Source organism: Mycobacteriales bacterium (assembly GCA_036497565.1).
Lineage (GTDB): Bacteria > Actinomycetota > Actinomycetes > Mycobacteriales > QHCD01 > DASXJE01.
Window position 1 is genome coordinate 23174 of record DASXJE010000125.1, and the last position, 12291, is coordinate 35464.

14 protein-coding genes are annotated in these 12291 nt (G+C 69.6%); 10 read left to right on the forward strand and 4 right to left on the reverse strand.

The window, feature by feature from the left end:
• The first annotated feature begins 36 nt into the window (after window positions 1-36).
• Together VGH85_11120 and VGH85_11125 are read left to right on the forward strand one after the other, a co-directional pair.
• A complete protein-coding gene (locus VGH85_11120) occupies window positions 37-981 on the forward strand; it encodes an SDR family NAD(P)-dependent oxidoreductase (protein ID HEY2174351.1) in 945 nt (314 codons plus the stop codon).
• Between the two features lie 110 nt (window positions 982-1091).
• Window positions 1092-1754, forward strand: coding sequence for a maleylpyruvate isomerase family mycothiol-dependent enzyme (locus tag VGH85_11125; GenBank protein HEY2174352.1), 663 nt, complete (start codon window positions 1092-1094; stop codon window positions 1752-1754).
• Here the strand turns inward: VGH85_11125 and VGH85_11130 are convergent.
• A complete protein-coding gene (locus VGH85_11130; GenBank protein HEY2174353.1) occupies window positions 1737-2363 on the reverse strand; it encodes a GNAT family N-acetyltransferase in 627 nt (208 codons plus the stop codon). The genes VGH85_11125 and VGH85_11130 overlap by 18 nt on opposite strands.
• A 133-nt stretch (window positions 2364-2496) precedes the next feature.
• Between VGH85_11130 and VGH85_11135 the strand changes: the two genes are divergently transcribed.
• Window positions 2497-2688 carry a hypothetical protein gene (locus VGH85_11135; GenBank protein ID HEY2174354.1) on the forward strand — a complete coding sequence of 64 codons (192 nt, stop codon included), beginning with the start codon at window positions 2497-2499 and terminating at the stop codon, window positions 2686-2688.
• A 21-nt stretch (window positions 2689-2709) separates the two neighbouring features.
• Here VGH85_11135 and VGH85_11140 read toward each other — a convergent pair whose 3' ends face one another.
• Window positions 2710-3612: a MurR/RpiR family transcriptional regulator gene (locus VGH85_11140; GenBank protein ID HEY2174355.1), complete on the reverse strand. Its 903-nt coding sequence runs from the start codon at window positions 3610-3612 to the stop codon at window positions 2710-2712.
• 147 nt (window positions 3613-3759) lie between these two features.
• Between VGH85_11140 and VGH85_11145 the strand changes: the two genes are divergently transcribed.
• The 6 genes from VGH85_11145 to VGH85_11170 are packed head-to-tail and all read left to right on the forward strand — an operon-like array spanning window position 3760 to window position 10597.
• Window positions 3760-5604, forward strand: a complete 1845-nt coding sequence (locus VGH85_11145; GenBank protein HEY2174356.1) for an ABC transporter substrate-binding protein — start codon at window positions 3760-3762, stop codon at window positions 5602-5604.
• Window positions 5605-5607: 3 nt separating this feature from the next.
• Window positions 5608-6666: an ABC transporter permease gene (locus tag VGH85_11150; protein ID HEY2174357.1), complete on the forward strand. Its 1059-nt coding sequence runs from the start codon at window positions 5608-5610 to the stop codon at window positions 6664-6666.
• Between the two features lie 13 nt (window positions 6667-6679).
• Entirely contained in the window at window positions 6680-7591 is a 912-nt protein-coding gene (locus VGH85_11155; GenBank protein ID HEY2174358.1) for an ABC transporter permease, read from the forward strand.
• Window positions 7588-8628 (forward strand): ABC transporter ATP-binding protein, encoded by a 1041-nt coding sequence (locus VGH85_11160; protein HEY2174359.1) that lies wholly within the window; start codon window positions 7588-7590, stop codon window positions 8626-8628. Before VGH85_11155 ends, VGH85_11160 begins: the two co-directional genes overlap by 4 nt.
• The gene (locus VGH85_11165) at window positions 8625-9647 is read left to right on the forward strand and encodes an ABC transporter ATP-binding protein (GenBank protein HEY2174360.1); all 1023 of its coding nucleotides are present in this window, start codon (window positions 8625-8627) and stop codon (window positions 9645-9647) included. Before VGH85_11160 ends, VGH85_11165 begins: the two co-directional genes overlap by 4 nt.
• The gene (locus VGH85_11170) at window positions 9644-10597 is read left to right on the forward strand and encodes an LD-carboxypeptidase (GenBank protein ID HEY2174361.1); all 954 of its coding nucleotides are present in this window, start codon (window positions 9644-9646) and stop codon (window positions 10595-10597) included. Before VGH85_11165 ends, VGH85_11170 begins: the two co-directional genes overlap by 4 nt.
• Here the strand turns inward: VGH85_11170 and VGH85_11175 are convergent.
• Complete coding sequence (locus VGH85_11175) at window positions 10588-11415, reverse strand: M55 family metallopeptidase (GenBank protein ID HEY2174362.1); 828 nt, start codon at window positions 11413-11415, stop codon at window positions 10588-10590. The genes VGH85_11170 and VGH85_11175 overlap by 10 nt on opposite strands.
• Window positions 11416-11714: 299 nt before the next feature.
• Entirely contained in the window at window positions 11715-11900 is a 186-nt protein-coding gene (locus VGH85_11180; protein HEY2174363.1) for a hypothetical protein, read from the reverse strand.
• 29 nt (window positions 11901-11929) lie between these two features.
• On the opposite strand from VGH85_11180, the gene VGH85_11185 reads away from it, so the two are divergent.
• On the forward strand, window positions 11930-12291 hold a 362-nt coding region (locus VGH85_11185), incomplete at its 3' end, for a DUF222 domain-containing protein (GenBank protein ID HEY2174364.1).

The following is a 12291-nucleotide window of genomic DNA, read 5'->3' on the forward strand; positions in this document are numbered from 1 at the left end:
CCGGGTTCTCATCACCGAGCAGGACGGGACACCACCATGACCACCGCACTCCTCCGCACGCCGTTCACCGACCGGTCCACCGCCGCCGAGGTCGCCGCCGGCATCGACCTCAGCGGCCGCCGCGCGATCGTGACCGGAGCCGCCTCGGGCATCGGGATCGAGACCGCCCGCGCACTCGCCGGATCGGGTGCCGCGGTGACCCTCGCCGTCCGCAATCTCGAGGCCGGCAAGCGGGTCGCCGAGGACATCATCGCGACGACCGGCAACGATCAGATCGCCGTCGAGGCGCTGGATCTCGCCGACCGGGCGTCCGTCGCCGCCTTCGTCGCGCTGTGGGACGGCCCGCTGCACATCCTCGTCAACAACGCCGGGGTGATGGCCTCGCCCGAGATGCGTACGGCCGAAGGCTGGGAGATGCAGTTCGCGACCAACCACCTGGGTCACTTCGCCCTCGCATCCGGCCTGCACACCGCGCTCGCCGCGGCCGGCTCGGCGCGAATCGTGTCGGTCAGCTCGAGCGGGCACCTCATCTCGCCGGTCGTCTTCGAGGACATCCAGTTCCGGGCCCGGGCCTACGACCCCTGGGTCGCCTACGGACAGTCGAAGACCGCCAACGTCCTCTTCGCCGTCGAGGCGGCCAACCGCTGGGCGGGCGACGGGATCACCGTCAACGCCCTGATGCCGGGCGCGATCCGGACCAACCTGCAGCGCCACCTCGACGACGCGGAGCTCGACCGGATGCGGGCCCGCGTCGGCGGCTCGACCGGAGTCTCCTGGAAGACGCCCGAACAGGGCGCCGCGACGTCCGTCCTGCTCGCGGCGTCGCCGCTGCTCGACGGTGTCGGCGGCCGCTACTTCGAGGACTGCAACGAGGCCGGCCCGAACCAGCCCGGCACCCGCCGCGGCGTCGCTGCCTATGCGCTCGACCCGCACGCGGCCGGTCGGCTGTGGCGGGCCTCGGTCGACCTGCTCGCTTCGTAGCCACCTTCCCCCGGTCGAGTGAACCGGCGGGTGCCTGTCGATGCGCGACCCGGCCGATCGTCGGATGAGTAGGGGACGGCGACCGGCCGCCGCCAGGACGGGAGACGGTCATGACCGACGACGCGCAGACCTGGGTGCTGATCCATTCCGAGCGCAGCGCAATGGCCGACACGTTGGGCACGCTCACCACCGCTCAGTGGGCCGAACCGTCGCTGTGCGCGGGCTGGACGGTGAAACTGGCGGCCGCGCACATCCTGGCGGGAGCCGAGCAGACCACCGGGTCCTTCCTGACCGGCATGGCCGGCACCGGCTTCCGCTTCAACACGCTGATGGACCGCAGGGCCCACGTCCTCGGGGAACTCGGCACGGCCGAGATCGTCGATCGGATCCGGGCGCGTACGACGACGACGAACCATCCGCCGGCACCCGTCATGGCGATGCTCGGCGAGATCGTGGTGCACGGCGAGGACATCCGCCGACCGCTCGGGCTATCCGGAACCGTCGACCCGCGCGCCGTCACCGCCTGCCTGGAGATGTACAAGAGCGCAACCTTCCCGGTCGGCGGTCGCAAACGGATGCAGGGCCTGCGCCTCACCGCGGCCGACGTCGACTGGTCGCACGGTGAGGGACCCGAGGTGTCCGGCTCCGGGACGTCGCTGCTGCTTGCGATGACCGGTCGCGCGGTCTCCGCCGGCGACCTGACCGGCGACGGAGCGCCGGTGCTGGAGTCCCGGACCGGCACCCGCCGGGGTGGGTCACCGGTCAGCAGCTAACCGGCCCACCGAGCCTGCCTTGACCACCTTGGTCATGACGCAGTTGCCCTTGCCCTTGGGCCGCTGGTAGCTGAATCCGAGCTGCTCGTACATCGTCCTGGTGGCGTTGTAGAGGAACGACGACGAGGTCTTCTTGCCCGGCGGGAGGTCGTGCGGGTAGGACTCGACCAGGCCGCCACCGGCCGCGGCGATCATTGCCAGCGCGCCTCGTACGGCGACCGCCGCCATCCCCTTACGCCGGTACCGGCGGTCCACGAACAGGCAGGTGATCCGGTAGTCCGGCATGCGTTCGAGTCCCTGTTCCCATTCCTTGCGGTGATGGATGTTCGGGAGTTCCTCAACCGGCCCGTACTCGGCCCAGGCGACCGCGACGTCGTCGTCGAACACCAGCGCCGCGTGAGCGCGGTTCTTCTCGACGAGTTGCCGCTTGAACTCGCGGTGGCCGAGCTCTTTGCGCTCCGGGGGGTCGGGGTAGAGATGGAACCAGGTGCACCAGCACCCACCCCATACGCCGTTGTGACGCTCCGCCAGATCGGCGAACGCATCCCACGTCTGTCGCCCCAGCGGTTCGATCCGGTAACCGTCCACACTCACTTCTACGGTGCCCATGCAGGAGAATGTAGAAGCAGTTGCGGACGATCGACGTCCTTGTTCGTCGATTCGCCTGCTCCCGGGGCTGAACCGATGGCGCGGCCCGGCCGTGTCCGTTCGGAAGCACCGACCAGCCTGAGGAGCCGTCACGATGCGGAAGCCGGTATGGATCGCCGTGGGCGTGGCCGTCGCTCTGCTCGGCCTCGTCTTCACCCTGCAGGGCACCGGCGTACTCATGGGCAGTTCGATGAGCGGCCAGACGTTCTGGGCGGTCGCCGGCCCGGTGATCATCGTCGTCGGGCTCGCACTGGCCGGTCTCGGGATGCGCGGGCGGCTGCGCTGAGCGTGGCGACGACCCGGCCCGTCACACGGGGTCGTCGTCGGACGCCGGCCAAAGGCGCAGCCAGAGGTCCGCGACGGCACCGAAGCGTTCGAAGCGCCGCCGGCCCGCCTCCCCCGCGACCTCGGCGACCATAGTCACGACCGCCTCGACCACGGCGAGGGCCGGAGTGAGGGTGTCGAAGGGTGCCGGCCCGACGACCCGCGCGGTCAGGACCGCGTCGGCGTGCTCGGCGATCGGGGACAGCCACGGGTCGGTGAAGAGGATGATCCGCGCACCGCCGGCGCGCATGGCGACCGCGAAGTCGTAGGTGTCGTGTTCGTAGCGGCGGAAGTCGAACACCACCGCGACGTCCTTCTTCGTGACATCGGCGATCGCGGTCGCCCGTTCGCTCGCGATCGGCGGGATCGCCCGGACCCGCGGCCGGATCTCCCGCAGCGCCGTGGCCAGATAGCCGGCGAGGGCCTGGCTCACCCAGCCGCCCGACGAGACGACGGTGCGGTTCGGGTCGGCGAGCAGTTCGCTCGCACCGGCGAGGTCGGCCGGGCTCAGGCTCTCGACGCTCGCGGCGACCGCGTCGCCCAGCGCCCGCGCAGAAGTGGCCAGCGCCTCCTCGGCCGTACCCGCTGCCGCCCCGTTGTGCTGCGGCCAGCCGTAGTCGTCGACGGGCGACCTGACCTGGGCGGCGATGTCCTCGTGCAGGACCCGCTGGAAGTCGCCGTAACTGTCGAAGCCGAGGCGCTGGACGAACCTGCTCACCGTCGGCCCACTCACTCCGGCATGCTCGGCCAGCCGGGCCGAGGACTCGAGACCGATCGTCGGCGGACCGGCCAGCAGGGCGCGGGCGACCCGGCGCTCGGAGGGTGACAGGTCCCCCACGTGCGCGCGGATCCGGTCGAACAAACCGGGTGGCGAAAGCTCGTCCACGCTAGACCCTTCGACGCCTATGTTTCAGGATGGTTTCGTTCACCTGCCGTCCTTGACCGTCACTTCTGAACCATGTTGTACTCCCCCGCGTGGTTATGGGCCTGACCGCGGCCCCACATCCCGCCCACCATCAGGGAGTACGCCGTAGTGACGACACCGACCACGCACCGGGAGGCACCCGCCACCGGCCGGTCACGCCGCATCATCGCCGCCGTCGCCAGCCTCGCGCTGCTCGGACTCGCGGTCCTGGTCGGAGGGAGCACCGCGGCGTCGGCCGCGTCGCCGACCACGCTCGAGATCGCCTCCGACACCCAGCTGTCGACGTTCAACCCGTTCATCTCGATCTACGACGGTGAACTGAACATCATCAACAGCATCTACCCGGCGCTCACCATCAGCGATGCACACAACAATCCGAGCGCCTATCTCGCGACCAGTTGGAAGCGATCGAGCGACGACCTGACCTGGACCTTCACGATCCGCAAGGGTCTGAAGTGGAGCGACGGCACCCCGATCACCGCGCAGGACATCTACTGGACCTATCACCTGGTGATGACCAACGATGTCGCCGCGACCGCCAACGGCTCACTGGTCGCGAACTTCAAGAGCGTCAGCGCGCCGAATGACACGACGTTCGTCATCAACACCAAAACGCCGCAGGCCAACATTCTCTATCTCTCGATCCCGGTCGTGCCCGCGCACGTCTGGAAGTCGCGGGTGGCCGACCTGAAGAGCAATCTCAACACCGACTTCCCCGTCGTCGGTTACGGACCGTGGATTCTCACCGGTTACAAGACCGACCAGTACGCGACCATGACCGCGAACAAGAGTTTCTACATGGGCGCGCCGAAATTCGACAAGCTGATCTCCTACTACTACAAGAGCAGCGATGCGAGCGTCGCGGCGTTGAAGAGCGGGTCGCTGCAGCAGAATGCGCTCATCACGGCGACCGAGTACAACGCCCTGAAAACGACCAAGGGCGTCAAGACCTATCAGTCGGCTCCGGTCGGCTGGCAAGGCATCGAGATCAACCCGGGCGCGCACACCAAGACCGGGAAGCCGATGGGGACCGGAAATCCGATCCTCGCGGACAAGCGCGTCCGTACGGCGATCGCCTACGCGATCAACCGGAAGACGCTCGTGGACAAGGTGCTCGACGGACTCGGTCAGGAAGGCGCCGGCTACATCCCGTCAGGGTTCCCGCAATGGGCCTGGCAGCCGACCGCCGCACAGCGGATCAGCTACAACCCGGCCAAGGCCAACCAGATCCTCGACGCTGCCGGCTACACCAAGGGTTCCGGCGGCGTCCGGGTCGATCCCAAGACGCACAAGCCGCTGACCTTCCGGCTGGGCATCCACTCCGACGAGACCACCGATGGTCAGATCGCGCCCTACCTGCAGGGCTGGATGCAGGCGATCGGCATCAAGCTCACGATCGAGCCGCAGAGCTTCTCGGCCCTCAATGCCGCGCTCGCCAAGGGCGACTGGGACATCCTGATGGACGGCTGGTCCACCGGGGCGGACCCGACGTACCTCATGTCGATCCAGACCTGCGCCGTACTCCCTCAGGACAACGCCGGCAAGGGTGGCAACACCGACGCGTTCTTCTGTGACAAGCAGTACGACAAGCTGTTCGGACTCCAGCAGTCGCAGTTCAATCAGACCGAGCGGGCGACGACGATCCGCAAGATGCAGAGCATCTTGTACGACGCAAACGTCGACATCATGCTCTATTACCAGGACCAGCTGGCGGCCGTCGACACCACGAAGGTGGCGAACTACACCTTCGGCGGCCCGAATGCCCAGGGCATCTACCTGCATCAGAATCCGTTCTACGACTGGCGGGTCGCCAAACCGGTCGCCGCAAGCAGTTCCGGGACCAGCAGCAACACGGGTCTCTTCATCGGCATCGGTATCGCCGTCGTCGTCGTCGTTGCGGTCGCGGCGCTCCTGGTGGTCCGCCGCCGGAGCCCTGCAGCCGATCGCGAGTAGCCGATGACGGTATCCACCGCGGTCGACCTCGACCCTGCGGCGGCGGCCGGCAAGCTGGCCGATCAGCCGTCGAGCCGCTCGACGTTCCTGTCCTACCTGGCGCGCAAGGTGCTGGCCGCGGTCGTGAGCTTCTTCATCACCCTGGTCATCGGTTTTGTGCTGTTCAGCCTGATGCCCTCGGACCCGGTGGGCACGCTGACCAGGGGTCGACCGGTCAGCGCCGCGCAGATCGCGACCCTGCGCCGGCAGTTGGGTGTCGACGAGCCGGTGTGGCACCGATTCCTGACATTCGTCGGACACGTCTTCACCGGCCAACTCGGCTACTCCTACCAGTACCAGCAGTCGGTCGCCTCGCTGATCGGCAGCCGGATCGGTCCGACCCTGCTGCTCACCGGGACCGCGACGGTGATCTCGGTGGTGCTGGGGCTGTGGCTCGGCATCCGCAGCGGCTGGCGGCACGGCAGCCTGCTCGACCGCGTCGCGTCGGGCACGTCGCTGACGCTGTGGTCAGTGCCGACCTTCTGGCTGGGACTCATCCTGCTCGTCCTCTTCAGCGTCGGCTTCGGTCCGATCCCGGCGTTGTTCCCGGCCGCCGGAATGACCACGCCGGGATTCACCGGCGGCACCTTCGCGCAGATCCTGGACGTCGCCCACCATCTCGTGCTGCCGGCGTTGACCCTGGTCCTGGTGGTCTTCGCGCAGTACGTGACGATCATGCGGTCGTCGATCATCGACGAGTTAGGTAGCCCCTACCTGCTCACGGCGCGCGCGAAGGGACTGCGCGACGACGACGTCCGGCGAAAGCACGCGGTGCCCAATGCGCTGCTGCCGTCGGTCACCGTCATCTTCCTGCAGATCGGCGGCCTGATCGGCGGTGCCATCGCCGTCGAGACGGTCTATTCGTGGCCAGGACTCGGTTACCTGACGTTCAACGCGCTGAAGATCCCCGACCTGCAACTGCTCGAGGGCACCTTCATCATCTTCAGTGCCTCGGTCATCGTGATGAACCTGCTCGCCGACCTGCTCTACCGCTATCTGGATCCGCGCGTGCGGGCCCAATGATGCGGACGCGATCATGACCGCCATCGACCTGACGCTGGCACCCGGCATCGCACCGGCGCCGCCGCGCACACAGGCGTTACGACGGTTCCTCCGAGCATTCTTCCGGATGCCCACCGGTATCGCCGGGGTCTGCATCCTGGTGGCGATCATCGGGCTCGCGTTGACGGCACCGCTCTGGATCGGGCCGAACGACCTGGACGTCACCAAGGCGACCGGCCCGTTGCTGCACGCACCGACCGCGCAGTACCCGCTCGGCACCGATCAGCCGGGCCGGTCGGTGCTCACCCTGATCGTGTGGGGCTCCCGCGCGTCCTTGGCGATCGGGATCATCGCCACCGCGCTCACCATGATTCTCGGCGCCGCGATCGGATTGTTCGCCGGTCACTATCAGGGCTGGATCGGGCGCGGCCTGATGCACGTGACCGACTGGTTCATCGCGCTGCCCAGCCTGCCGCTGGCGATCTCGCTCGCCGCGGTCCTCGGTCAGGGGTCGGCCTCGATCACCATCGCGATCGCCGTCACCTCCTGGACCGGCACCGCCCGGCTGGTCCGCGCGCAGACCCTCGCGGTCGAAGCCCGGCCCTTCGTCGAGCGCGTCCGCGCGCTGGGGGCCGGCAACATGCAGGTCGTCTCCCGGCACGTGCTGCCTAACGTGATGCCCCTGATCCTCGTGTCGGGCACGCTGACGGTCGCCGGCGCGATCCTGGACGAGACCACCCTGACGTTCCTCGGACTGGGCAACCCCACCGAGGTCTCCTGGGGATCGATGCTCAACGAGGCGTTCCAGACCGGGGCGGTGACCCAGGGAGCCTGGTGGTACCTGCTGCCTCCGGGCATCGCGATCGTGATCGTCGTCCTCGGTTTCACCATGACCGGCCGGGCGATCGAGCACGTGCTCAACCCACGGATGGCCACCGGCTCGTGAGTGATCAGCTCCTCGACGTCCGCGACCTCGCGGTCACCTACCACACCGGCGGTGAGTCCGTCCGCGCCGTACGCGGCGTCGACCTGACCCTCGACCGGGGGCAGAGCCTCGGCATGGCAGGCGAATCCGGCTCCGGCAAGTCGACCGTCGCGCTGAGCCTGCTCCGGCTGCTGCCGGCCTCGGCCACCATCACCGGCACCGTGCGATTCCGGGGCGAGGATCTTCTCGAGGCGAACTGGGCGCGGATCCGGGCCGTGCGCTGGGCCGGGGCATCGGTCGTCTTCCAGGGCGCCATGAGCGCGCTGAACCCGGTCCGGTCGGTCGGTGAGCAGATCCGCGAACCGATCCTGCTGCACTCGAAGGTCGGTGAGCGGGCCGCGCGCGAGCGTACGGCGACGCTGCTGGATTCGGTCGGAGTGTCCGCACGACGCGCCCGGAGTTACCCGCACGAGCTCTCCGGGGGTCAGCGGCAGCGGGTGATGATCGCCATGGCCCTGGCCTGCGACCCCGATCTCATCATCGCCGACGAGCCCACCACGGCCCTCGACGTCATCGTCCAGGCGCAGATCCTCGAACTGCTGACGGACCTGGTCCGGGATTCCCAGATCGGCATGATCATGATCAGCCACGATCTGTCCGTGCTCGCCGAGACCTGCGAACGCCTCGCCGTGATGTACGCCGGCCGGATCGTCGAGATCGGGCCGTCTCGCGAGCTGATCACCGAACCGCGCCACCCCTACACCCGCGCCCTGTCCGGAGCATTCCCCCGCATCGGCGACCCCGCGTCGCGGCTGTCCCCCGCCGGCCTCGCCGGAGATCCGCCCGACCTGCGGAGCGACATCGCCGGATGCGCGTTCGCGCCCCGATGCCCGGTCGTGATGGACGCCTGCCGCGAGCACGAGATCGCCCTCTGGCCGGCCGACCGGATCGACAGTCGCGAGTCCGCCTGCATCCGCGTCCTCCCCGAGTTCACCGACGTCGACGCGTCCTCGGCCAGCGCGGCGGAGTCCCCGGCCGGCTCGCGGAGCGACGCATGACGGCCGAGCCTGTCCTCGAGGCGCGCGACCTCGCGGTGACCTTTCCCGCCCAGCGGGGGCGCCGCGCGGCGCGTGCCGTGGACGGCGTCAACCTCACCCTGGGTGCGGGCGAGATCGTGGCCCTCGTCGGCGAATCCGGCTGCGGCAAGAGCACCCTCGCCCGAGCTCTGATCGGACTCGTGAAACCCAGCCGCGGGCAGATCAGCTACGGCGGCACCCCGCTCCGCTACTCGGCCGGCCGGCTCAAGGCCTACCGCAGACACGTGCAGTTGGTGCTGCAGGACCCTTCAGCCGCGCTGAATCCGCGGCAGACCGTCTTCGACGCGGTCGCGGAGGGCCCGCGACTGCACGGCATCCGCACCGACCTGAACCACCGGGTCTATGCGGCACTGACCCGCGCCGGGCTGCGTCCACCGGAGCAGTTCGTCGCGCGTTACCCGCACGAGCTCTCCGGCGGCCAGCAGCAGCGGGTCGTGATCGCCGGCGCGCTCGCCCTCGATCCGACCGTCATCGTCGCCGACGAACCGGTGTCCTCGCTGGACGCCTCGGTCCGGGGCGAGATCCTGCGCCTGATGCTCGACCTGCGTAACGATCTCGGCCTGTCCGCCGTCGTGGTGAGCCACGACCTCGGCCTCGCCTGGAACATCGCCGACCGAGTCGCTGTGATGTATCTCGGCCGGATCGTCGAGCTCGGCACGGTCGAGGAGGTACTGCAGCACCCACAGCACCCCTACACCCGGGCGCTGATCTCGGTGCTTCCCGAGAGCTACTCCGGTCGGGGCAAGCCCACCCCGCTCACTGGTGAGCCACCGGACCCGACCGCCATCCCGGGCGGCTGCCGCTTCCACCCACGGTGTCCGCGGCGCGCCGCGCTCGGCGACCGGGCGGCCCTGTGCACCAGCACCGAACTCGCCGTACTGCCGGCCGACTCGGCCGCGCGGACACTCGTCGCCTGCCATTTCCCCGACGAGGCTCCCGAGGCATTCGCCGACATCGTCGAGGAGGAGCGGGCGCGGTGACGGTGCCGGCTCCGCGATCGCTGCAGCGACCGGCGGCGCTTCGCGCCGGCGACCGGGTCGCGGTGCTGTCTGCGAGCAGCACAGCGAGCCAGGAACGGCTCGCCTTCGGAATGGACACGCTGCGCCTCGCCGGACTGCACCCGGTCAGCTACCCGACCGCGGAGACGACCGGGTCGTTCCGGTCCTATCTCGCCGGCGACGACACGCTGCGGGCCGGCGATCTGCGCAGCGCGCTTCTCGACCCCGACATCGCCGGAATCCTCTTCGCCACCGGTGGATCCGGCGCACAGCGCACGCTCGCCGCGATGGACTGGACCGGCCTGCCCGACCTGCGCCCCAAGGTGCTCGCCGGGTTCTCCGACGTCACGGCCGTGCTCGAGGCGGTCGCCGTACGGCTCGGCTGGTCGTCGCTGCTGGCCCCGATGGTCGAGCAGGTCGGCTCGGGCGACCCGTATTCGTTCGCCTCCCTCGCCCGCACGCTGATGCAGCCCGAACGGGCCACCGAGATCCGTTACGCCGACGGAGTCGCCGCCGTGGGTGGAACGGCGCGCGGCGTGACGGCCGGCGGCTGCCTGACACTGCTGGCGTCCTCGATCGGCACGGACACCTGCTGGCCGGCCCGCGGGGCGATTCTCGTGCTCGAGGAGGAGACCGAGGACGACTACCGGATCGACCGGATGCTGACCCAGCTGCGCCGCAGCGGATACCTGGACGGTGTGGCGGGCATCATCACCGGGACCTGGACCAACTGCGGCGAGCGGGCGACGATCGAGGCCATCCTCACCGAACGCCTCGGCGATCTCAGGGTGCCGATGCTGATGCGCGCCGACGTCGGCCACGGCGGGCACTTCCAGACCTACCCCATCGGGGTCGCCGCGGAACTGGACGCTGATGCGGGCGTCCTGCGACTCCTCGACCCGCCGCTGATCCCGGCGCCGGGTCAGCCGTAGACGTTTTCCACCGCGTGCGACGCGGCGTAGGTGACGGTCTTGAAACAGGTCATCGCGTCGCGCATCGAGGCCGCGTCGTAGCCGATCTCCCGGTCACCGATCCGCTCCACCGTCGGCACCGCGAGACAGGCGAGCGCGAGTTGGGTGGCGTCGAAGGACACGGTCACCCGGTGCGACCGGACGTCGCCCGCGGTCCGGCCTGCGAGCGCCATGGCGGCCTCGGCGGCCGATCGGATCTCCCGTGCGGTGCGGGCGGGAGGGTGGCAGATCGCGGCGTAGCGGGAGACGCATTTCTTGACCGCGACGCGCTGCGCGTCGGGGGCGTACTTCGCAGCGTCGTCGCAGGTGCGGTCGTCACCGGTGACGAGCAGCACAGGTACGCCGTACTCGGCGGCGAGCGCGGCGTTGAGCCATCCCTCGCTGGCGGCGTCACCGTCGAGAGACACGTTGGTGATCGAGTTGCCGAGGTAGGTGTGGGACAGCACCCCGTCGACACCGGCTCCGGCGTGATAGCCGAGGAAGACCACGCCGTCGACGTCGCCGTCGATGCCCTCCATCATCGAGAGAGCCTTGTGCCGCCCGGTGAGCAGGTCCGCGTGCTCGTCGAGATCCTCGATCAGCAGATTGCGCTGGTTGTCGTGCGCTTCGTTGACGAGGATCTCGTCCGCGCCCCCCGCGACCAGCCCGGCCACCGCCGCGTTGACGTCACCGGTGAACAGTCGTCGGAAGCGCTGCCACTGCTCGGTGCCCGGCTCGACGTCGGCCGGCCAGGTGACGCCGGTGACACCCTCCATGTCGGCCGAGATCAATATGCGCATGTCGGGACCCTATCCACCTCACCGACCGGAAGGCCATCATCGGTCCGGCCCTGGGTCGTTGTGGACAGCGCGAGCGGGGTTCGGGGCGGCGTCCCTAGAATCGAACGCATGTTCGATAGCAGTCCGGTGGGACCTGAGTGGGCGTCGCGGCTGGCGCGGACCGACCTGGACCGGCTCGGCGATGACGATCTGGTCGAGGTGATCGACGGTTGGGACCGGCTGGCGTCGTGGGCGCAGGCGCGGCAGGCCGGCGCGATCGCGGTGTTCGCCGCCCGCCGCCCGCCGGTCGGCTCCGATGATCACGGGGTGTCGGTGAGCGAGTTCGCCGCGGATGAGTTGGCGGTGGCGTTGCGGCTGTCCCGCCCGGCCGCGCAGGCCCGGCTGCACACCGCGATCGACCTGGCGGGCCGGCTGCCCGCCACCCTGCACGCCTGGTCGACCGGGGCGATCGACGCGGTCAAGGCCCGGTCGGTCGTCGACGCCACCCGCCCTCACCCCCACCCAGGCCAGCGTCGTGCAGGACCGGGTGCTGCCCCGCGCACCCACCCAGACCCTCGGCCAGCTGCGGGCGGCGTTGGCGCGGGCGGTGATCGCCGCCGACCCCGCCGGCGCGCAACACCGCCACGAGCAGGCCTACGCCGAGCGGCGGGTCGTGCTCACCCCCGCCGGGAACGGCATGGCCGAACTGTGGGCGCTGCTACGCGCCGCCGACGCCACCGCCCTCTACCACCGCCTCACCACCATCGCGAAGAAAACCGCGGACGGCCGGTCGATGGACGCCCGCCGCGCCGACGCGCTGGCCGACCTCGCCCACACCCGCGGACCCGGCCAGCCGGCGCCCGCCCTGATACAGGTCACCGTCGCCGCCACCACCCT

Excerpts from the sequence above, each read along its gene's own strand:
- VGH85_11120 (HEY2174351.1), top strand. The coding sequence starts at position 37 with ATGACCACCGCACTCCTCCGCACGCCGTTCACCGACCGGTCCACCGCC.
- VGH85_11125 (HEY2174352.1), top strand. The coding sequence starts at position 1,092 with ATGACCGACGACGCGCAGACCTGGGTGCTGATCCATTCCGAGCGCAGC.
- VGH85_11130 (HEY2174353.1), bottom strand. The coding sequence starts at position 2,363 with ATGGGCACCGTAGAAGTGAGTGTGGACGGTTACCGGATCGAACCGCTG.
- VGH85_11135 (HEY2174354.1), top strand. The coding sequence starts at position 2,497 with ATGCGGAAGCCGGTATGGATCGCCGTGGGCGTGGCCGTCGCTCTGCTC.
- VGH85_11150 (HEY2174357.1), top strand. The coding sequence starts at position 5,608 with ATGACGGTATCCACCGCGGTCGACCTCGACCCTGCGGCGGCGGCCGGC.
- VGH85_11155 (HEY2174358.1), top strand. The coding sequence starts at position 6,680 with ATGACCGCCATCGACCTGACGCTGGCACCCGGCATCGCACCGGCGCCG.
- VGH85_11165 (HEY2174360.1), top strand. The coding sequence starts at position 8,625 with ATGACGGCCGAGCCTGTCCTCGAGGCGCGCGACCTCGCGGTGACCTTT.
- VGH85_11175 (HEY2174362.1), bottom strand. The coding sequence starts at position 11,415 with ATGCGCATATTGATCTCGGCCGACATGGAGGGTGTCACCGGCGTCACC.